This window comes from Peribacillus sp. JNUCC 23 (assembly GCF_053653995.1).
Window position 1 is genome coordinate 2,620,130 of sequence record NZ_CM132202.1, and the last position, 21,366, is coordinate 2,641,495.

23 protein-coding genes are annotated in these 21,366 nt (G+C 36.6%); 5 read left to right on the top strand and 18 right to left on the bottom strand.

Annotated features, from left to right (window positions below; all coding sequences use genetic code 11):
- Window positions 1-98: 98 nt before the first annotated feature.
- The 4 genes from JNUCC23_RS12665 to JNUCC23_RS12680 all read right to left on the bottom strand — a co-directional run bounded on the left by JNUCC23_RS12665 (window position 99) and on the right by JNUCC23_RS12680 (window position 3,765).
- Window positions 99-1,400: an NCS2 family permease gene (locus JNUCC23_RS12665; RefSeq protein ID WP_403070857.1), complete on the bottom strand. Its 1,302-nt coding sequence runs from the start codon at window positions 1,398-1,400 to the stop codon at window positions 99-101.
- Window positions 1,401-1,575: 175 nt separating this feature from the next.
- Window positions 1,576-2,148 (bottom strand): beta-class carbonic anhydrase, encoded by a 573-nt coding sequence (locus tag JNUCC23_RS12670; protein WP_403072109.1) that lies wholly within the window; start codon window positions 2,146-2,148, stop codon window positions 1,576-1,578.
- A gap of 101 nt (window positions 2,149-2,249) precedes the next feature.
- Window positions 2,250-3,050 carry a hypothetical protein gene (locus JNUCC23_RS12675; RefSeq protein WP_454211766.1) on the bottom strand — a complete coding sequence of 267 codons (801 nt, stop codon included), beginning with the start codon at window positions 3,048-3,050 and terminating at the stop codon, window positions 2,250-2,252.
- 394 nt (window positions 3,051-3,444) lie between these two features.
- Entirely contained in the window at window positions 3,445-3,765 is a 321-nt protein-coding gene (locus tag JNUCC23_RS12680) for a DUF4870 domain-containing protein (RefSeq protein ID WP_062178942.1), read from the bottom strand.
- Between the two features lie 325 nt (window positions 3,766-4,090).
- On the opposite strand from JNUCC23_RS12680, the gene JNUCC23_RS12685 reads away from it, so the two are divergent.
- Entirely contained in the window at window positions 4,091-4,873 is a 783-nt protein-coding gene (locus JNUCC23_RS12685; RefSeq protein ID WP_403070852.1) for an undecaprenyl-diphosphate phosphatase, read from the top strand.
- A gap of 356 nt (window positions 4,874-5,229) precedes the next feature.
- Entirely contained in the window at window positions 5,230-5,784 is a 555-nt protein-coding gene (locus JNUCC23_RS12690) for a GNAT family N-acetyltransferase (protein WP_062178938.1), read from the top strand.
- Between the two features lie 263 nt (window positions 5,785-6,047).
- Here JNUCC23_RS12690 and JNUCC23_RS12695 read toward each other — a convergent pair whose 3' ends face one another.
- Complete coding sequence (locus JNUCC23_RS12695) at window positions 6,048-7,127, bottom strand: undecaprenyldiphospho-muramoylpentapeptide beta-N-acetylglucosaminyltransferase (protein ID WP_403072106.1); 1,080 nt, start codon at window positions 7,125-7,127, stop codon at window positions 6,048-6,050.
- A gap of 207 nt (window positions 7,128-7,334) precedes the next feature.
- On the opposite strand from JNUCC23_RS12695, the gene JNUCC23_RS12700 reads away from it, so the two are divergent.
- Window positions 7,335-8,696, top strand: a complete 1,362-nt coding sequence (locus JNUCC23_RS12700; RefSeq protein WP_454211768.1) for an MATE family efflux transporter — start codon at window positions 7,335-7,337, stop codon at window positions 8,694-8,696.
- Between the two features lie 396 nt (window positions 8,697-9,092).
- A complete protein-coding gene (locus tag JNUCC23_RS12705) occupies window positions 9,093-9,563 on the top strand; it encodes an Hsp20/alpha crystallin family protein (RefSeq protein ID WP_454211770.1) in 471 nt (156 codons plus the stop codon).
- Window positions 9,564-9,655: 92 nt separating this feature from the next.
- Here the strand turns inward: JNUCC23_RS12705 and JNUCC23_RS12710 are convergent, their stop codons facing one another.
- The 3 genes from JNUCC23_RS12710 to JNUCC23_RS12720 form a co-directional block, all read right to left on the bottom strand.
- Window positions 9,656-10,465: a CAP domain-containing protein gene (locus JNUCC23_RS12710; protein WP_403070847.1), complete on the bottom strand. Its 810-nt coding sequence runs from the start codon at window positions 10,463-10,465 to the stop codon at window positions 9,656-9,658.
- A 490-nt stretch (window positions 10,466-10,955) separates the two neighbouring features.
- Window positions 10,956-11,417 carry a FixH family protein gene (locus JNUCC23_RS12715; RefSeq protein WP_454211772.1) on the bottom strand — a complete coding sequence of 154 codons (462 nt, stop codon included), beginning with the start codon at window positions 11,415-11,417 and terminating at the stop codon, window positions 10,956-10,958.
- Between the two features lie 87 nt (window positions 11,418-11,504).
- Window positions 11,505-11,789: a hypothetical protein gene (locus JNUCC23_RS12720; protein ID WP_062178926.1), complete on the bottom strand. Its 285-nt coding sequence runs from the start codon at window positions 11,787-11,789 to the stop codon at window positions 11,505-11,507.
- Between the two features lie 142 nt (window positions 11,790-11,931).
- On the opposite strand from JNUCC23_RS12720, the gene JNUCC23_RS12725 reads away from it, so the two are divergent.
- The gene (locus JNUCC23_RS12725) at window positions 11,932-12,177 is read left to right on the top strand and encodes a hypothetical protein (protein WP_062178923.1); all 246 of its coding nucleotides are present in this window, start codon (window positions 11,932-11,934) and stop codon (window positions 12,175-12,177) included.
- A 163-nt stretch (window positions 12,178-12,340) separates the two neighbouring features.
- Here JNUCC23_RS12725 and JNUCC23_RS12730 read toward each other — a convergent pair whose 3' ends face one another.
- From JNUCC23_RS12730 to ablB, 10 genes are all read right to left on the bottom strand, one after another.
- A complete protein-coding gene (locus tag JNUCC23_RS12730) occupies window positions 12,341-13,261 on the bottom strand; it encodes a CobW family GTP-binding protein (protein ID WP_454211774.1) in 921 nt (306 codons plus the stop codon).
- 160 nt (window positions 13,262-13,421) lie between these two features.
- The gene (locus JNUCC23_RS12735) at window positions 13,422-14,939 is read right to left on the bottom strand and encodes a lmo1851 family serine protease (protein WP_454211776.1); all 1,518 of its coding nucleotides are present in this window, start codon (window positions 14,937-14,939) and stop codon (window positions 13,422-13,424) included.
- Between the two features lie 219 nt (window positions 14,940-15,158).
- Window positions 15,159-15,863 (bottom strand): purine-nucleoside phosphorylase, encoded by a 705-nt coding sequence (deoD, locus tag JNUCC23_RS12740; protein ID WP_062178919.1) that lies wholly within the window; start codon window positions 15,861-15,863, stop codon window positions 15,159-15,161.
- A 397-nt stretch (window positions 15,864-16,260) separates the two neighbouring features.
- The gene (locus tag JNUCC23_RS12745) at window positions 16,261-16,431 is read right to left on the bottom strand and encodes a YozD family protein (protein WP_403070836.1); all 171 of its coding nucleotides are present in this window, start codon (window positions 16,429-16,431) and stop codon (window positions 16,261-16,263) included.
- A 67-nt stretch (window positions 16,432-16,498) separates the two neighbouring features.
- A complete protein-coding gene (locus JNUCC23_RS12750) occupies window positions 16,499-17,200 on the bottom strand; it encodes a hypothetical protein (protein ID WP_403070833.1) in 702 nt (233 codons plus the stop codon).
- Window positions 17,201-17,526: 326 nt separating this feature from the next.
- The gene (locus JNUCC23_RS12755; protein ID WP_082674990.1) at window positions 17,527-17,748 is read right to left on the bottom strand and encodes a YozE family protein; all 222 of its coding nucleotides are present in this window, start codon (window positions 17,746-17,748) and stop codon (window positions 17,527-17,529) included.
- Between the two features lie 199 nt (window positions 17,749-17,947).
- Complete coding sequence (locus JNUCC23_RS12760; protein WP_403070828.1) at window positions 17,948-18,226, bottom strand: YokU family protein; 279 nt, start codon at window positions 18,224-18,226, stop codon at window positions 17,948-17,950.
- Window positions 18,219-19,646, bottom strand: coding sequence for a lysine 2,3-aminomutase (gene kamA / locus JNUCC23_RS12765; protein ID WP_062178908.1), 1,428 nt, complete (start codon window positions 19,644-19,646; stop codon window positions 18,219-18,221). Before kamA ends, JNUCC23_RS12760 begins: the two co-directional genes overlap by 8 nt.
- Before the next feature lie 106 nt (window positions 19,647-19,752).
- Window positions 19,753-20,295, bottom strand: a complete 543-nt coding sequence (locus tag JNUCC23_RS12770; RefSeq protein WP_403070825.1) for a helix-turn-helix domain-containing protein — start codon at window positions 20,293-20,295, stop codon at window positions 19,753-19,755.
- Between the two features lie 86 nt (window positions 20,296-20,381).
- Window positions 20,382-21,230 (bottom strand): putative beta-lysine N-acetyltransferase, encoded by an 849-nt coding sequence (ablB, locus tag JNUCC23_RS12775; protein WP_454211780.1) that lies wholly within the window; start codon window positions 21,228-21,230, stop codon window positions 20,382-20,384.
- Window positions 21,231-21,366 lie beyond the last annotated feature (136 nt).

Consider the following 21,366-nt stretch of genomic DNA (forward strand, 5'->3'; position numbering starts at 1 on the left):
ATGGAAGCTGACAAAACAACAAAGGCGGCTAGACTCCACATTATAATATCAACAGATATTTACGTGGAAGTCAGCCTCCTAAAGAGTTGCCTACTTTTTTAACTGATTACCCCAATAACAAAGTAAGTAAGAAATAACAATGCGATGAAATACATTGGCTTTGATACATGATTAGCTTTGCCTGCAGCAATCTTTAGTATCGGATATAAAATAAATCCAGCAGCCATACCATCAGGAATACTAAGTGTGTATGGTATCATGACAATAATCATAATTGCTGGGATACTTTCTGAGAAATCATCGAAATCAAGATACTTAATATTCGAGAGCATTAAAATACCGATGATGATAAGTATCGGAGCGATTGCACTGTTTGGAATCACTTTAATGACAGGAACGAACAAAAACGAGAAAAGGAATAGAATTCCTGTTACCACCGATGTAAATCCAGTACGTCCTCCTGATGCAATGCCCGCAGCCGTTTCTGCAGTCGCAACTGGTGGACTTGACCCTAATATTCCGGATAGGAGCACAGATATTCCAGTTGCTTGAAACGCCTTCTGATAGCGCTCAGGCTTACCAATACTATTCACATATCCATGAACGAGCCCGATATTTTCGAATACAAGCACCATGGTCATTGAAAATACAGCAATCCAAAATTCAAGACGATTAATTTCGACAAAAGTAAGGGCATTGAACACTTCTTTGTACTCACTAACCTCTGGAACTGTGAAAGCAATGTCTGTAAGATTGATTGTCCCACAAATGCATGCAATTACGGTTCCGGCAATGATTGTTAAAAGAAAATTGCCCGGAACATTGCGAATAAAAAGTACAAAAGCAAGAATCATTGTCAAAATCGTCGCAATTACTTCGGCATTGCCAAAGTCGCCCACTTGAAGAAGTGTAGAGGATCCGGCTGTAATAAGCCCTCCTTTTTCCAATCCGAGAAAAAGAAGGAACAACCCAAGTCCAATTGAAATTGCTTCTTTCAAAGAATGTGGGATACTTGCATTGATGACATTTAAATAGCGTGAAAAGGCAATAGCAACAAAAATGAGTCCTGATACAAACACAGCTGCAAGCGCTGATTGCCAAGATAGGCCCATTCCTTGCACCATTGTGTATGCGAACATTGCATTAATTCCCATACCAGGCACAAGGATGATCGGCACATTTGCATACAGGCCCATGAAAATACAACCTACTGCAGAAATCAAGATTGTTGCGAGAATTGCTCCATTGAGAGGAATTCCGGCTTCTGAAAGAATCATCGAATTGACAATGATGATATACACAATGGTGAAATAGCTAACAAAACCTGCTAGTACTTCCCGTTTTCCAGTTGTGCCACTCTCTGCAAACTTGTAGTAAGATTCTAAGTTCGTCTTTTTCATTTTACTTCCCTTTAGTTTTATCCCTCTCCCACCCGTTTGTAGATGTGACAAACCACACACTGTGAGTTTATCAAACATTCACTAAGATACAAGTCTTCTAATTTAGACTCTAATAATCAGAATCCTTTTCACAATGATCCATGCACTCCCTGTAAGAAAGCTGTTAACAATTTCTTCATTTATGTAAATCTATGTATCCATCCACAACTACATCCAACTTACCCGTATCAGGAGCGATTACAAGACCATGTACCGCAATACCTGTTGGCATTAACGGATGGTTTTTAATAATTTGGACGCTGTTTTTTACACTTTCACTTACATCATTAAATCCACGTAACCATTTCTTAACATCAATTCCCGAGTTTTCGATTGTGCTAAGTGTTTCAGAAGTAATGTCACGTTCCTTCATTTCTTCAATCATGACATCTGCATTTATCGCAGCCATGCCACAATCATGATGTCCAACAACAAAAATTTCATCTGTTTTCAGTTGATAAACAGCTACAAGCATACTACGCATTACACTTCCAAATGGATGAGAAACAGTTGCACCTGCTGTTTTAACGAATTTCACATCGCCATTTTTTAGGTTCATCGATTTTGGCAATAACTCGACAAGTCGAGTGTCCATACAGCTAAGTACAAGCAATTTTTTGTCAGGAAATTTGTCTGTTGCATATTTTACATATTCTTCTTCTTCGACAAATTTTTCATTAAAGGTGATTATTTCTTTTAATAAACTCATCATTTCCACCACTTTTTCTTTAGAATTCTTAAATTATAACAAAACATTTGATAATTCGCTTAAATAAACGTCTGATTTTTATATTTTATTTAGTTTTCTCTTCAATTAGAGACATGGTGGAAGATTGCGGATAAGAAACCGAGCGTCACGAGTTTTACTTCTAAATCTGTTTTTTCATGAAAAGTTAGGATAGGCATATTAGGGTTTTTAAACAGTTCCCCCCATTCCCGGGGCATCCATCCTGTTTGAAACGAAGCAAGTTTTTTGCCATTCATTTCATCCAATTGAAATGAGTTTAACCCTCCAATTTTGATAGGAATCCAGTCTGTTCCATCCGGTTTTGAAATCATCCCTGTTGTTTTGACAAATGCCTTCTTCCTATTTTCTTTATAACGTCCAAGTTCATTTCCTTCATGATCCTTTACAATCATATTACTCCACAGCCCTACCCCTGACTGAAACTGGGCAAGTCGATTTCCAAAACAATCAAATAATCCGTACCGCTTTGGCATAAGCATAGATACAGCATTTGGCAGCAACCATTTGTACCAAGACATGTCTTGATCCCTAATTTCCCCTACGACAGCTCCATCTTTATTAAAAAACTGCATCCTCAAGCTTGGAGCTGGCAGAAAGGCAATTAACAAATGCTCTGTATCAAGAAGTTGCATGCTTTCGGACTGGACATTTATTGGTGTCTCATTCATACGTTTCTCATACAAACGAAAACGTATATAATAATTCAGACTAAGGATTATAAATGGTAAGGTTAGCCAGAGAATATTCCCAGCCATTCTCCCTGATAAATGTAGCACAACAAAGAGAATCGCAATGATTAGTGAGATCATGGCTGCATAAAAGGAAATTTTCGCTGTTTTTTCGTAATACTTCTGAATATCCATCTTCTCTCTCCCCCAAGAGCCCAGTTCTTAATTGGAAAACGGCAACTTTTAAAAAAATAACATTATCTGCTTGTCCAATTAGTTTATTCAAAAAAACAGCCTGTTAGAATGAAAACTTTGACTAAAGAAAGAAGTAAAATCATAAAAAATTGCCTTAGATTTGATGATCCTAGTCGCTAGCATAAGACGAGCAAAGAATATGGAGAGTGAGTTTGAATCGTCTGTTTGTTATGGATACGGAAAGGCAAAATAAATGAACTACATAAAAAGTTTGGCATAATCACTAAAATAAGCAATAAAGGGTCAAGCCTTGTAGCTACTAAATACAGGAAAGATAAGTGTATTCAACACTATACTGTAATAGAGTACGAGGTCTGACCCTTAACGACTTGGCTTATAACAAACGAAAAATAAATGGAATCTTATACTCCGTCCCTTCATACGCCTTCACAGCGCCGATAATCGTAAAGATAAATGCCGCAATAGCTACAACCGGTACCAGAACGAAGCCGATTACTATGAGAAATGTGAGCGATGCAACAAATGTATAGATGGTGTAAGAAATAAGGAAATTCAAATATTCCCTTCCATGGTAATCTATAAATTTAGAAGAATCCTTTTTTATTAACCATATGATTAAAGGGCCTAAAAAAACGGTAAAAAAGCTAAGTAAATAAATTAACATTGCTAAAAATTTTTCATCTTGATTCGGCATCAAAATCCCCTCCTCTGTTATTCCTTCTCTATTCTATACGAATTTTTCAGAAAAAGTTTCACTTTGCATAAAAAATTTTATGAACATGTTCAATTTAGACAAGCATACATATGAAAGTGATGATTGCCTTAAATGAACATAACGCCACCATTTACCATGGGGGATTAATCCTGTAGCCCGCTACACTCACCTAATCACAATGGTGGCGATGCGGAGCAGGAATGTTGGATGCTTTTCAGTATACCCGCTAAGTAGATCGTCTTAATTAGTAAGTCGCAAAGCCCTGTCCCCATATTCTTCATACAAAAAAGAGAGGTGAAGCTCCTTGTTAAACGAACTTCAAGCCTTTATTCTCGGAATTATACAAGGTCTAACAGAATTTCTTCCAATCTCAAGTACTGGTCATTTGTACTTAGGAAGACATTTATTCCATTTAGACGAAGCAGGAATCTACCTTGATACGATGCTGCATATCGGCACTCTTCTAGCTCTCCTCGTTGTCTATAAAGGCGAGATTGGTCACTTAATAAAAAAACCCTTTTCAAAATTAACTGCATTGCTTATCGTCGGTACGATTCCAGCAGTAGCTGCAGGGTTACTTCTTAGTGACTGGTTTGATGAATTGTCAAAAACGGGTGTGACGATCGGGTGGGAATTTCTTGCTACAGGATTCATTTTATGGATCGCTGACAATTCTCGACGGGGCACAAAAACCCTAGACGAAATTTCCCTTCAAGATGCCTTTATTATTGGAAGCTTCCAAGCTTGTGCCATCATGCCCGCCCTCTCTCGTTCCGGCTTAACGATAGCAGCAGGTCTATTATGTAAGCTTGACCGTGCAACAGCAGCTTATTTTTCTTTTTTATTATCAATACCAGCGATTAGCGGCGGAATTATCTTTCAATTAAAACCAGTCATAACAGGAGCGATTGAACCCCTGCCGTTTTCAACACTTTTTATCGGGACACTTTCCTCCGCGCTTTTCGGCTATTTAGCCGTTATGTGGATGATCAATTTTTTAAAGAAAAAATCACTGAAAATCTTTTCCTTTTATGTGTGGGCATTAGGAGGAATCATTTTATTTCTTCAATACACTGGAAAATTTTAATCATTCCCTCAAAACCTTTAATCAGACTGATTTTCCGATGATTCACATCTATATTTTTAAGGAAAGACCATTCTAGAAACAGTAAAATAATAGGTCCATTAAATTGTTGAAATTTGTTGAAAAAAAAACCGCAAATACCTATTTTCTTTTTAAACTTTTTTTAGTATTATCTTTTTAGGATCTTTTGTTTTTTTGATATTGCTGGAAAATAAAAATAGGGAAGGCAAATGGTGCGCCACCGGTTTCCGGTTCTAGTGGGTTCGATTCCCACCCCGAAATTTTTTGATGAATGACTAAAAAATTTCGAGGGTGAGAGCAGGTATACACTAGGACTGCCCTCAAACGGAGGGACGGAAATGTTAAAAAAAAGAGACTTTTCTGATTGCAATACTCTTTATGAAATTATGACGCATCCAGATGTCTTCCCTTTCGTGCGCCATAAAGTAGATTCCTATGAAGAGTATCTATTCGTCACGAAACAAACAATGGAAGCAGAAGAAAAAGGCGAATTGATTTCAAGAACAATTACCGATGAATGGGGTACACCTATTGGTACCATTTCATTATTTGATATTGAAAATCAAGCTGGCTTTCTTGGAACATGGTTAGGGAAACCTTATCACGGTAAAGGCTATAATTCCATGGCAAAAGAAGCTTTCTTTAATGAGGTTTTTTTCGAGCTAGGTATCGAAACGGTTTTCATGAGAATAAGAAAGCAAAATATCCGATCTATTAAAGCTGCAGAAAAACTACCTTATGTCTTGTTAGCCAATGAATCCCGCAAATATTTGTATGAACAATTAAATAAGCACAGCGAAATATATGATCTTTATGAAATACCGAAAGATCTTTATAATCTTCATGTTCTCCGTCAAGACGAAGATGAAACGCAACATTTATTAGAAGCTTAATTGAAAGATAAAAAAAGGCAACGAAATGAATTTATTCAATTAGCGGGTGGGGGGTTCTTCAGCCTCCACCTTCGATTCCTCTAAGCCTTTTAGTTTGTGCGGGATAAATTACTGCATAGACCTTTAAAATGGATTACGAAGAACATTCAATTTTTCAGACTATAAAAAAACAAGCATAGAATCAAATCCATGCTTGTTTTTTCTATTTTATTACTTCTTGATAGAGATTTCCAATGGTTTACGTTTTATACGTAGAAAAAGAATTATTTTTGAAGCTGTATAAGCAACTCATACATCTCTGTACCAGTTTTAAACGGACGTTTTTGTTGCATTTTCGCTTTATATTGTGGCGATTCATCCACCAAATGATCAAGCGTATCAGAAAAAGCCTGATATGTTAAATTTTCCTCTTGAATAACCTTGCTAAAACCTTGACTTTCAAAGCTCGCTGCATTTAAGATTTGATCTCCTCTTGAAGCGTTGGCGCTCAGTGGGATAAGTAGCATCGGTATTTCAAGACCAAGAAATTCATAAATAGAATTCGATCCTGCACGAGACACAACCACATCGGCGCAGGCTAACATATCGAATAGTTCCTCATGAACATATTCAAATGGCTGATATCCTTTCCTCCGTAATTTTTCTTGAATATTTCCTTTTCCGCATATGTGAATAATCTGGTAGAAAGCTAATAGGTCATCAAGATTTTCCGTTATTAGGTTATTTATTCTGACCGCACCTAGGCTCCCACCCATCACAAGCAAAACAGGTTTACTTTTATCAAAACCATATCTCTCTCTACCTTTGTCAGCATTCCCCTTAAATATTCCGTCTCTGAGAACTGCACCAATATAAATAGATTTTGATTTGGCGACATGTTTTTCCGTTTCTACAAATGTCGTAAATATTTTTGAAGCAAATGGCATTGCAAGTTTATTCGCAAGACCAGGGGTATAATCGGATTCATGAATAAACACAGGAATTCGTAACATTTTTGCTGCCAATACGACAGGTACTGAAACGAAACCACCTTTTGAAAAAACAAATTCAGGCTGGATTTGTTTGAGGATTTTCCGTGCATCGAAAATTCCTTTTATAACACGAAACGGATCTTTTAAATTCTCCAATGACATATATCTTCGCAATTTTCCAACTGAAACCGTTTGATAGCTGACGGTCGGAAATTCTTTTTCAATGATTTCTCTCTCGATTCCTTTTTCAGAGCCTATATATGTAACTTCCCAATTATTTTTCAAAAATTCAGGGATGATTGCTGTATTAACAGAAACATGACCAGCAGATCCTCCACCTGTAAACACAATCTTCTTTTTCAATTGATTCACCTTCCAAAGCCAAAAATTTCTACCCCTCATCATACCACATTTCCAGCTGATACATAGGGAAAAACTTATCAATCTGTATAAAAACAGGACAACAGACCCAAAATTTAGTATGTAACATCAACATTTAATCACTTATTAACTGGCTGGCACTGCAACTTATGATATAATTCTACCATTGTGCAAAAATTAATAAATCGAGGTAATATTATGCAAAAGACCTATACAAAGCGTGGAAAAATCCTCCAATTATCCACTATTTTATTCCCACTTCTTATCACTCAGCTTAGTTTATATGCGATGACCTTCTTTGATATTATGATGTCAGGAAGATACAGCACCGCTGATGTTGCAGGGGTTTCAATCGGCAGCTCCTTGTGGATGCCCATTTATTCAGGATTGGGTGGTATACTGCTCGCCATTCCTCCAATTATTTCTCAACTAATCGGAGCAAAAGATACAAAAAAGGTTCCTTTCAATATCATTCAGGCGATATATTTGGCTCTCGCTATGGGAGTTGGTATTACAATAATCGGTGCTATCTTTCTTAACCCTATTTTAAATATGATGAATCTAGAACCAGCTGTGGAACAAATTGCTCATTCCTTTTTAGTAGGACTTGGTTTCGGAATTCTGCCGCTTTTTGTATTTAATGTTCTCCGTTCGTTCATGGATGGTCTTGGCCAAACAAGAATTTCAATGCTCATCACACTATCCGCATTACCTATCAATATCATTTTTAATTATTTATTAATTTATGGTAAACTTGGTTTCCCTGAATTAGGAGGAGTTGGTTCTGGTTATGCTACAGCCATCACCTATTGGCTAATTTTTATCATTGCCACATTAGTAGTGATGAAGGCAGAACCTTTTGCCTCCTATCGAATTTTCGAAAGATTTTATCGAGTATCATTAAAAAATTGGAAAACCCTCCTTGTCATCGGACTACCAATTGGTTTTTCAATCTTTTTTGAAACAAGTATTTTTGCAGCTGTCACCTTGTTAATGAGTAGTTATGATACGATCACAATTGCTTCTCACCAAATTGCGATGAACTTTGCTTCATTTCTTTATATGGCACCGTTAAGTATCTCGATGGGATTAACCATTGTTATTGCTTTTGAAGTTGGCGCAAAACGGTACAGTGACGCACTTGAATACAGCAAAATCGGAATATCCATTGCAGTCTTGATGTCTTTAATTTTCTCTCTTGTTATCTTTTTTTTACGGGAGCAAGTTGCTGCAATTTACACAGATGATCAGGTTGTCCTAAAATTGACAACACACTTTTTAATCTATGCAATCTTCTTCCAAATTTCAGATGCTTTCCAAGCCCCGATCCAAGGAATTCTTCGCGGGTATAAAGATGTGAATTTTACGTTCTTCATGTCATTAGTTTCTTACTGGATTATCGGGCTTCCGTTTGGATATATACTTGCAAACTTAACGGATTTAGGTCCGTTCGGATATTGGATTGGTCTTATCTCCGGCCTTGCACTAGGCGCAATTGGCTTATTGACTCGACTGCTATTCTTGCAGCGAGTGAAGTATTCATCGGTGAAAGAAAATTAAACACAATGATGATCTTAAGAGGTCTGTCTTCGTATTCTATATACAGTTTATCGTTATATTTGTATTTAATTTGAACTGTATCAGTAGTTATTCGAGGCGGACTTTTTCGTTGTGCATCCACAAATTTAGGATCTAATCGAGATTTCATCACGATTCCTGATCTATTAACAGGAATGTTTTATTCCTAACTTGGATGACACATCACAGATTTATTTCATGTTCTTTACATACCACGTTGCCTATAATCCCACTGCATAAGAATTGTTTCACTATTTTTGCATATCGGATGCTCTTCCCTATTCGTTACCCTATAGAGACCTTTCGCATATTATATTGTAAATAAATTGATTTAAAGCCTTGTACGGCCCTTAACGGATAAGAAATGAGGTGTACAGAATGTTTCCGTGGAGTTCTCTTTTCTCCTTTCAGAAAAATAGTTCTGATAAAATCAAGCATATGAATCCAAATGATATTCAATCGTTCATGAATCAAATTTTTTCACAAGCGATGCCTGATCAGATGCAACAGTTCATGAATCAACAAAACCCAAACTCAAGTTCACATACACAACAAAACACCTCTTCAGATGGAAAACTACAAGCTGCTGTATTTGAAACGCATTCAGATGTTTATGTTCGCATCCTAATTAAAGATTCAACATGTATTAGACATTTAAAAATCTACCATACTTCCAATCAACTTTTAATAGATGGCATTCCTGGATATGAAGAAAAATTTGTTACTACCCTACCATGCATCGTGAAGAAAAAAGGAACGTCGGCGCAATATAAAAATGAAACACTGGAAATTCGTCTTTCAAAGCAGCAAGATATTCAGTTTTCTGAAATAGACGTCTCGGAAATTTAATAAGACGTCTATTTCTGTTTTCAATACAAAAAAAAAGACCTCCACCCCGTTATATGCTGGGTGGAAGCCTATTCTTAGCAAATGAATCTAGATTATTTTCCGATGAACATTTGTGTCCAGTAGTTTCCTGATTGTACATAGCCAACTCCGATATGAGTGTAGCTTGCTTTTAAAATGTTAGCGCGGTGTCCTTCACTATTCATCCAAGCTTGTACAACTTGTTGAGGAGTCGTTTGACCTTGTGCAATATTTTCACCCGCAGAAGAATAGTTGATACCAAATTGTTTCATCATATCAAATGGTGAACCATATGTTGGGCTAGTGTGATCAAAGTAGTTACGGTCTTTCATATCTTGAGATTTTGCACGTGCAACTTTGCTTAACTCTGTATCAAGTGTAAGAGCTTTTAAACCGGATTTTGCACGCTCAGCATTTGTCAGCTCAACCACTTCTTTTTCAAATTGACTGACTGAAGAACTTGTTGGAGTTCCAGAATTAGTCGGTTTTGAAGCAGGTGGTGGTGTTTGAGTTTGTGTTGGAGCAGTAGGTGTTTGAACTGGTTGCTTGCTTGGTTCTTTTACTGGTTTTTCAGCTGGCGTTTGTACAGGCTGTTTTGCAGGTGCTTGTGTCGGTTGCTGAACTGGAGCGGCTGGTTTTGCCGTATTTTGTTTAGTTATTGCACCATACTGATTTTGAATGCTAACTTTATAGTTTACTGGAATATTATATTTTGCAAGATATTGATCTAGTGCTGTTTGTAAGTCCTCTTGGCTATTAACCTTAAATGCTACTGTTTGAATGTTTACATTTTTTATTGTAGAAGCATCAGCCTCTTTCGCTCCAACTCCTGTGAAAATTAGGGCCGCTGCAGCCGCTGCTGTAAATAGTGATTTCTTGTTCATTATTAATTCCTCCCTGAAATTCAATGGTGTTTTCTTTCTGCCAAAATCATAACACGGCTTTTTTTGTAACATTCGTACCATGAATTACCTTGAGGGGAAATTAAGAAATGAACTGCTATTCAGAGTAGTAATATTCTATCGCTTTTTCAACGAAAACCTATAGATTAATAGTTTTCTAACGTATTTCTAACTAGATTCAATTTCCTTCTATTTGTCGCTGTCAATGGTAGTCACACGCTTAACTACCAAATAAAACTAGTAATTTAGGATTGACAACTTTTTTTATAGTCTTTTCATGTAACATTCTTTACTTTTATATTACAAAAATAATTATTTGTCACATTTAAAAAACGTAATATTCAGAATTTTAAAAGTAATAAAAGAACCAGACCACATCTACTATATATCGTTAAAAAAAGTGTGTTTAACACGATTAACGGAATATATAGTGGTGAGGTCTGACCCTTCCTAAGACAATATCTGTTTACTATTATTTATCGTGATGGTTATGTTGATTTTCATCATTCATCGATTGACTTGCACTTTTTTCTTCCGGTTCACTAGCAGTCCCAATCACAAATTCCTCCTTGGGCATATTATGTAAGTCTCTTGCTTGTACATGAGCATACACATAATAAGTACCTTCTTCAGAGAATGATTGCTCCAGTTGATATACCCCGTCTTTTGAATGTTTTACTTCAATCGTTTCATGGTTTTCACTTTGTGAACGCCAAATTTCGAACTTCACTTCATCGGCATCTTCTACTGCTTCATCACCATATGTAACTTTAGCTTTAAAAGTAACGACATCATTTACTTGGGCATGCTCAGGATTAATTGTCAGCTTTACGTTTAGCATTTTTGGTTCAGTATCTTGCTCCTGATTGTTAGAACAAGCAGCAAGAACGATCATTGAAATCATTAGTAACATGCTTCCTACTTTTTTTCTCATCATTCTTCCCCTTTAATTACTATATTTATAACAAGATATCATGAATTGAGAGTTAAATCAGTAAACAATGTGACAAATTCCAGATAATCACATCGGTGTCTGTGCTAATTTCTCCATTTCTTCCAGATAAACCGAAATAATCATACTCTTCTCTTCGCGGCTTAATTGGGAATGATGAACTCTTTGAAGACATAAATAAAATTTCTCATACCTATTTTTCCTCGCTCTTGGATGACTGTTTTCATCAAGCAGTTCTCCTTTTACTTTTTCGCGAAGAAATTCGTCGGCTTTATTGCCTCGCTCCTCTACTATTCGATTCTTCCATAATTTCGAATAGATTCGCAATAGATTTTTGGCGTTTTCTTCATTCATTTTACTCCCCCCTTTGATTTACATAATTCCCTTTATAAAGGTAATCCTAATAATAGATCAATCTACTTTCCTATATGACATTTTTGTCAGCTCAAAGCAAAACCAAAATCGTTTTAGCCAACTGTATAAAGGAGTGATTCTATTGGCACAAGTTTACCGCTGCCCAAATTGCCGAACAAATAAATCAAGATTCAATCTTATTCAACAAGTCGCAACTTCTGTAAAAAAAGATCCTCAATCTGGTGAAGTTGTACAAGAATTCTCAAGTGATAATTTAGAGCCATTTCATCTTCCTTACCGTGGACCAGAGGTGAGAGTCCAATGTGCAGCATGCGGTTTAATCGAAGACGAAAAAACCTTTGCAGCATTTGGAGAACGAAGCATGTAGTTTTCGTACAAATTGTGCTAATTCAAAACTAATTACAAACAAAGAAGCTGACTTTTTACTCTTCATAGCCAGCTTCTTGCTATGTCTACTCCTTTTTGTCCAAGATGGGTTATACCTTAACTTCTATCTGCCCCAATAGATTTCAAGAAAAACTGATCGAAAACTATTTTTCTTCCAAAGCTATTAGTTGATACCGGATCTCTTCTTCATTAAGTTTTTCACCAATAATAACAAGATTGAGCGGCATTTTAATAAATTCATTCATATAGATTGGCATACCGTAAGAATACTGAAATAAGTATGGCTGCTCAGCGTTTGTAAAGGACAAATAGCCCTTCATTCGATAAACCGTATCCGGGAGACCGCGAAGCCACTCTTCGAAGGAGGTTTGATCTATAGACTTTTTGAAAGAATGGACGATGGCCTGCAAATGTAAATGACTATGGACATCCAATTGACTATGGTCATTTTTTTTCTTCATTTTCATTTTTTGTAAAGAAGAAAGGGAGACTTTAGCTTGTGTAGTAAGTAAACTTATTGCCTCAGGATTTATTGCCTGAATCGAGTATACAAGCTGTCCTGCCTCTAACTCACTCACCAAATCCTGTTTGTTTAAGAGGATAAAGTCTGCATGTTGCACCTGTTCAATTAAAAGCTGACGAAGCTGAGGTGACAGCTCGTTCCGATCTCTGAAACGAAGTAAATCCACTACTGTAATAATCCCGCGATATTTTAGCTTTTTAGCAAATAATGGACTCATGATGCTATCCAATACCTCAACCGGATGAGCAGCTCCAGTTGTTTCTATATAAATCGCATCAAGTTCATGCTCAGATAGCAAACTATGTAGCTGCACTTCCACCTTATCTTGAATGGTGCAACAAATACAGCCACCTAGTAGCTCTTTGAAAGGAACCTCATCCCCTAGCCTTGCCGTATCAACGGAAACACTGCCAAGTTCATTCAATAAAATTGCTGCTTTACGCCCTGCTTCATTTTCCTGTTGAATAATTTCCTGCAATAATGTCGTCTTCCCGCTTCCTAGAAAACCACTTAATATGTATACCTCTGTCATTTTTTCCATTCTAAATAAACTCCTGTTTCAAATCAATTTACTTTCACTAGCAGTGTACCATAAGTTAACGTGACTTAACATGTATCTTGCTGCGTTACAACGCTCGTCGCATGAAAATTCAACAAAAAAACCAGCAAAGTGTCCTTTTAGAGAAACTTTGCTGGTTTGATTATTTGCTAGTATTTAACTGACTTTCAAGTACTTCCGATGCTTTTTTTAACTGTGTATCGTTTGCAAGGATCTTTTCTCGCAGCACTTGCATAAGCTTTGTCGTAGATTCACCAGTAAGAATTCCCGTTACCTTGATACTTTGGTCTTTTTGGAATTGTGATACAGCTTTTTCAGTTTCATTGTCGAAGAAACCATCAATTTTGCCAGGTTTATACCCTGCGACTTCTAACATTTTCTCTGCCGTTTTCACTTCCACACCTGATTCAGATACCTTCAGTTCTTTTTCAGGTGAAATATAAGTAAGACTCGCATAATCTGGAAGTTTAACCAAAACATCCGGTTCGATTCCTTTCGAATGTATCCAGTTTCCATTAGGTGTCAGCCATTTTGCCGTTGTAAATTTAAAATTGGAGCCATCTTTAAAATCTGTTGCTGTTTGTACGGTTCCTTTACCAAATGATTTTTCTCCGATAAGCTGAATACCAGCTGATTCTTTGACTGCAGCAGCTACGATTTCCGAAGCACTTGCACTACCGCCATCGATCAACACGACTACAGGTTTTTCAAACACACCATTGTTTCTTGCGTTAGCTACCTGTTTCTCGCCTGTCCTATTTTCCACTTGTAAAATAGGTTTGCCATTTGGTACAAAGATGCTAGCAATTTCTTCGGCTTGATCAAGAAGTCCACCTGGATTACCACGCAAATCCAGAATCATACCCTTCATCCCCTGCTTATCCATTTCTGCAATAGCCTGCTTTAATTCATTAGCAGTATCGATTGAAAAGCTAGTTACTTGAATTTTAGCAATATGATTGTCCAGCATTTCGGCATAAACTGTTTCAACTGGAATGGTATCACGTGTAATTGTGATATCAATTGGTTTTTCAGATCCTTCTCGAGAAATTTCTAAGTCAACTTTAGTTCCTTTTTTTCCCCTTATCTTCATGACAGCTTCAGTTGAGTTTACACCTTCCAAACTGTCACCGTTCACGCTTAGAATTAAGTCATTAGGCTTAATTCCAGCTTTCTCTGCTGGAGAACCCTTAATCGGAGAAACGACCTTAATAAATGAATTTTCCTGTTGAATTTCTGCACCGATTCCTTCAAAAGAAGCAGAAATACTTTCTTGAAAGCTCTTTGCTTCTTCTTGATTCATATAGGTAGAATATGGATCATCAAGTGCTTTAATCATACCATCAATGGCACCGTTCACAAGGTCCGTTTCATTTACATCTTGATAAAATTGATTCTTTAATGTGTCATAAGTAGAATAAAGTTTGGCGAATTCAGGATGTTCACCGGAAGACATTTGAGAAGGTAAAGATGATTCGACTTTATCTGTTCCAAAAGTCAGCGCAATCGTAGTAATTCCTGCCGTTAAAAAAACAAGTAAAAATATCCCCATAATAAACGGAAATCTTCTCATTTTAACATATCGGGTCTTTTCTGGAGAATCTGTTTGTTTATTTTCTTCTTCCAATGCGTGTTCACCACTTTCAATTTGTACCTTCAATTTTCACTCATATTCATTTAGGGTAACTACGGAATCTTACTGCCCGTTTATGCAAATAAATGTAACATTAGTTTGTATGTAAAATTATTTTACCAGATTTATGTCTTTACTAAAAATATAAATGTTTAGGTTAAGCAAAAAAAGGATCATGAAAGTGTTATGGGATAGTTAGCCAAATTTCTTCAATCAGCAAACTATCCCATAATTGAACGTTTCATCTTATTCTTGAATCGCTGCCTCTAAAGCAACTTCAACCATGTCATTAAATGTAGTTTGACGTTCTTCTGAAGTTGTTTCTTCCCCTGTAAGAATATGATCGCTAATTGTCAGGATAGACAGAGCTTTCCGACCAAACTTGGCAGCAAGCGTGTAAAGTGCTGCAGACTCCATTTCTATGGCAAGGATTTGGTATCTCGCCAATTTTTCTAAATCACTGTTTTCATTGTAAAAATGATCTGCTGTAAAGACATTACCAGCTTTTAATTGCAAACCTTTTGCAAGACCTGCTTCATATGCTTTTCTTAATAAATCGAAATCTGCTGTTGGTGCGTAGTCAATACCACCGAATGTTAAACGGTTTATTTGTGAGTCTGTTGAAGCACTCATTGCAAGAATAACGTCACGTACCTTTACGTCTTTTTGAATGGCTCCAGCTGTACCAACACGAATGAGGTTTTGAACATTATAGCTATTAATCAATTCATTAACATAAATAGAAATCGAAGGTACACCCATTCCTGTACCCTGAACAGAAATTCTTTTTCCTTTATATGTGCCTGTGTAGCCAAACATATTTCTAACTTCATTGTAAAGTGTAGCGTTTTCCAAAAATGTTTCTGCTATATATTTTGCCCGAAGTGGATCTCCAGGTAACAAGACCGTTTCAGCAATTTCATTTTCTTTTGCACCAATATGTACACTCACTTTTGTGTCCTCCTCTAAAGCTTAAATAGTAAATACCGCAAATAACTATACCATAGCACCTTCCTAAAATGGAAATGTGCACGGAATCTTCATTATAATTGATTTTTGTTAAAAATGCATGCTATTCAATACCTTTGTTATCTCATCTATATCAGTTCCTTTGGAAGATTTTAAAAACTTCGTGTAAAAACAGGGGTAACTCTATTTTTCAGTTTATACCGTTAGGCTAAGCAAAAAAAAGCATTGCTGAGGAGAAACAATGCTTTGGTGCGCCATGTATGTTTTTTGACATAGTCACTATGTTGATCACACAGTAAGTCTAACCTTTTTAAAGAAGTGAGGGGTTATCCGCTAAAGTGAGTTAAACTGATATGGGAAAGTGTAAATTCCACCCAAGTTAGTCCTCAGTATCTTCATCGATAATACATTTATCAAGCAAATAATCGAATGTGATGTCTGCAAGATCTTCTAACTCCTCTTCAGTCGGTATATAGCCCCGTCTCATTAACTCCTGAAAGAAGAATTCCGCAATTTCTTCTGTATCAATGAATACCTCAATTTCTCGCATGTCATCGCCCCCTTATTAAAGATGTATGAGCCTGCAAGACGAATTATGACTGCTTGATTTTATTCCTTCAATTCTTTAATTTTCCATCACCTGCCGTATCTTCCACTGTCTTTTTTATTTTTAATAGGGCTATTTTCATTACATGGAAATAGTCTTCATCCTCAAACCATTTATAAAGCAATTGATAATCATTATAAAGATCGAGCAAACCATCTATAAACTCCTTTTTATCACCATCTTGAACGTTCGAGATTGGTTCTGTTTTTAGCCCATTTTTTTTCAAGGAGTCAGCAACTTTGGATGTTTTTTGCTGGTCCTCAATAAGACCTAATTTAGACATAATACTTTCAGCTCGTTCTGCATCAGCAATTAACGTAATTTCCTCCTCATGGGCTTCGAGCCATTCTCCGTCGGAAATTCTAGAAAGTTCATAGACAATATCTTCCCAGGCATCTTCTTTATAACGCCATATCTCGGTTCTAAAACCAAGTATTTTAAAATAATCACGCTCATATCCATCAACTTGAACGAGGTCACCGAAGGTAAATTTATATTCAATATCAATATGCTCTGAATCAGGCACTAACTCGCCTTCATATTCTTCGACACTTTGAAGTGTGTTTTCTAAATAAAGACCTTGACTGTAATTCACTTCGTAAACAAAAGATTCATCCATAAATTTCACATCTGTGATTTTCCCTACTGTCCCATACATCGTAATAACCACTGTATCGCCTTTCTTGAATTTCGGCTGTTTCTTTTTCCCCATAAGAGACATCCCCTTATAAATCGGTCCTATATGTTTAATTAATATAAAGTATATGCAGAATATATTCACTGCGTTAATCTGAATTCTCTGATGCCGTTGTATTATTTCCTTTATAACCGCATACAAAAAAGCCAGTCCTTTTTCAGTCGTAAAAAAAGGACTAGCTCTCAATTCTTGTTTACACTATTCAGTAAATCTGGTTACTCATTAGTAGCTGTAATTTCACAATATCCAACCTTTTAGTGTAGCCATTACTAATAAGCCGATAAGCAATTAGCTTTGTATGAACAAACATCCATAGATACCTCATTTGATTTATGAATGTATCATCTCTTCTCGTTCAACATATACACATCCCAAGCTTCATCAAAAATAGACATACTACGTAGATAATGCCCATTCATTTCTAAATACCGGCTAAGTTCATCATAATTGTTAGCTTGCTTCGGAAATGTATGATCATTAAATGCTTCATTCGCAAATTTCGTCATTTCATCCACTTCTTTCGGCTGGCGATATTTCATTAAAAAAGTGTAAAAAGACTTCATGATAACCCTCCAAAATAAATTAAATCTGACATAAATATAATGGAGATTTGTCTTGCCGTCAAAAAAGAACATCCAGATAGAAATCGGATGTTCTCTATCATTACTACTATTGTTTCAACAGAATGGTTACATTTTCGCTTATTCGCCCTACTACTACAATTTTATTATCGTAACAAATATAGAGGCGAACAAATTGTATTCACGAAAAGTCAAAATAGTTTCGCTTAAGCAGTCGCTTCATCTTCATCAATTCTTGAAAATCAACCGTTTTATTTAAGTTCTCCGTAGAGATTAAGAATAGTTGGTCTTCAATTTGTTTCACCGTTTCGTCATTTTGATACACAGCCCCACAGCTTTCACAGGAATAGGTGGGAGTATTTAAGATTTCAATCGCTTTTGTACCATCTGGAAGCTCCCAATAGACCGATCCAGCACCAAGTACAACCCCAGCGACTTCACACCAGCTACATTTATCCATTTTGATCCCCCTTATCTTGATCACTCTTTGCAGATGACATTTTCTTTAGTTGTGCCTGATATTTTTTTTCTTTTAAGATGTCACGCTTTTCACGTTGATCCTTTAATGTACTATGTTCAGGATTATTTTCATATTTTTCACGACGATATAAACGTTCAAGTCCTTCAGGGACCAAATTGAACTTACTCTCATTCAGCAAACCAGCAATGCCAATATCTGAACGTTTATTTCCAGCGTGCGGGTAAATACTCTCAAAGTAATCATCTGCCCGCCCTGGTGTGTAATTTTCTGGTTCGGGATACGTTGAAATAACACCTTCAAAGTTGCGAAGAACTGTTTTCTCTGGTGATTGCGAAATAATGTAATTAGGCTGAAGAGTAATTTTTCCTCCGCCACCAGGAGCGTCGACGACAAATGTTGGAATGGCATAACCTGAAGTGTGTCCCCGCAATCCTTCAATGATCTCAATTCCTTTTGAAATCGGTGCCCTAAAATGACCGATTCCTTCAGACAGATCACATTGGTAAATATAATAAGGCCTGACGCGGATTTTCACGAGATCATGCATTAATTTTTTCATAATCGGCACACTGTCATTAATTCCTGCGAGAATAACAGCCTGATTGCCTACAGGAACACCAGCATCAGCAAGCATTTCGCACGCTTTCTTTGCTTCTTCTGTTATTTCAATGGATGTATTGAAATGTGTATTGAGCCATACTGGGTGATATTTTTTTAAAATTGTACATAAATTTTCGGTGATCCGATGCGGAAAAACAACAGGCGCACGTGTCCCAATCCTGATAATTTCCACATGTGGGATGTCACGCAAATTTTTCAATATATACTCCAGAATCGTATCGTTAATCAAAAGTCCGTCGCCACCAGATAAAAGAACATCACGAACAGCTGGCGTTTCCCTAATATATTGAATCGCTGCATCAAGTTGTTTCTTTGGAACCCCCATTCCAATCTGCCCAGAAAATCTTCTTCGTGTACAATACCTGCAATACATAGAGCATTGATTCGTCACTAAAAACAGGACCCGGTCCGGATAACGATGGGTTAACCCTGGCACCGGGGAATCTTCGTCTTCATGAAGCGGATCTTCCATATCATATTTCGTTTTATGCATTTCACTTGAAATCGGGACACTTTGCATTCGTATTGGACATCGTGGATCATCAGGATTCATTAGTGAGGCATAATAGGGTGTAATATTAAGCGGAATCGTTTTCGTCGATATTCGAACACCTTCTTCTTCATCCGGTGTAAGGTTAATCACTTTTTTTAAATCATCTAATGTTCGAATTGTATTCGTAAGCTGCCAAATCCAATCATTCCACTTCTCATCTGTAACATCTTGCCACAGCTCAATATTTTTCCAGTGTCGATCAGGTTTATATAAATCGAATAACATCATGGTTCCCCCTTGCATCTTGATAGTAATAGTTAATGCAAGAATCATGACAATATAGACAAAAATCATGTATTTTATAAAAATTTTTTATCATCATATCCGATGATTATATTTTACTAAGCTTATACTGAAGCGTTTGACGGGGTATTTGGAGCAATTTTGCTGCTTGTAAAACATTCCCTTTTGTTTTTGTTAAAGCATTAGATATCAGCTCTTCTTCTGCTTGCTTCAAAGCCTTTCTTAACGGCTGAATGTCTAGCGCATGAGTACCCTTTAATGCTTTCAAGTTGGAGTAATCTTTGGCAATTTCGATGGCTCCAATCAGCTCTCCATTTACATGTAGCGGCAAGGTCGTATTGATGGTTTCAATCATTTTCCCATGAATATTCATATAAGACTGTTGCTTATCTTTAATTGGTACTCCTCGCTCAATCACCTTAAGCAGAGTTGAAGAATGGTGATTGAGAGACGGAAAGGATTGTATGAGTGGCGCCCCTAACACTTCTTCCACCTTCATTCGATCCCTTTCCGCTGCTACTTGATTATAAAAAATTGTATAACCTTTCGTATCGATAACATGAATACCTTCATCAATACTCGTTAAAATCGCTTCTAACACTTCTCGAGTCGTGTAAAATTCCTGATTCACCTTTTATTCACTCCTTTAAGCCTTGTCTATTAAACTATATGAAGGAGTGCCGTAATCTTGTCAGTTTACTGCTGATTTTTCAGCATTTATGAAAAATTTTTCACCCAGATATTCATGTCTTCTAGTTTATCAAAAATAAAACAGTTATTCGCTAATCTTCCACGATACGTGAAATTAAGTGAATGGAAGGCCGCATTCATGCCAAATGACAGAGCTCTTGCAATGGAATACATACAAAAGATTTGCTGTTCGGCTAGGTATTTTTCTAGCTCCTTAATTAGAAGCTTCATTAAACCGAATTGCCGATGCTCCGGCAGTGTCGCACAATCGGTTATTTCAGCATTATGATAATGGCTGTTCATTTCTGCTGACGCGGCGCTTACAATTTTCTCGTTAAAAAGACAAACATAAAACACAGCATCGTTTTCGATACATTTTTTCACATATTTTGGGTCATTCATCGGAACCGGATAAATTTCAAAAACCTGTTTATATAAACGTGCCAATGCTTTTGCATCAGCACTATTCGCTTTTCTTATTGTATAACCTAAAGGAAGCTGTTTTCTTTGTTCAATAGCGCTAAGGGATAATACCCGGGTTAAAATTTCGTCTTCTTCTTGCCAATTTATACTGTTTCGACGCTCATTTTGATAATATTTTGCAAAAAAACAACAATCACTGCCAAAAAAATACTTATCAATACTTGCTTCGAAGACAAAACCTGCTAAGATAAGCTCTTTGAAATTTTCCTCACGCGCTTTCACAATCAGTTTCTCTGCACCGATTTCTAAGACGGCTTCTTCCGCTGTTGTTAAACAATGTGTAATATTTCCTAAATAATCATCCATTCTAACCCGTTTATTAAAAGGATCGATTACAAGTTTCACATAAAAGCTATTTCCATTTATCACTTTTTCCAAAGGTATATGATTCATTAGCCTTCCCCTTTACTTTATTTTGTATTTAGTGTACCAAAAAATATGGGAAGGGTCAGACCTCACACCTTCTCTCTCTTGTATATTTGGTTGAATTTATTTCTTATGCCTGGTCTAACCCCGATGAACTACTCTC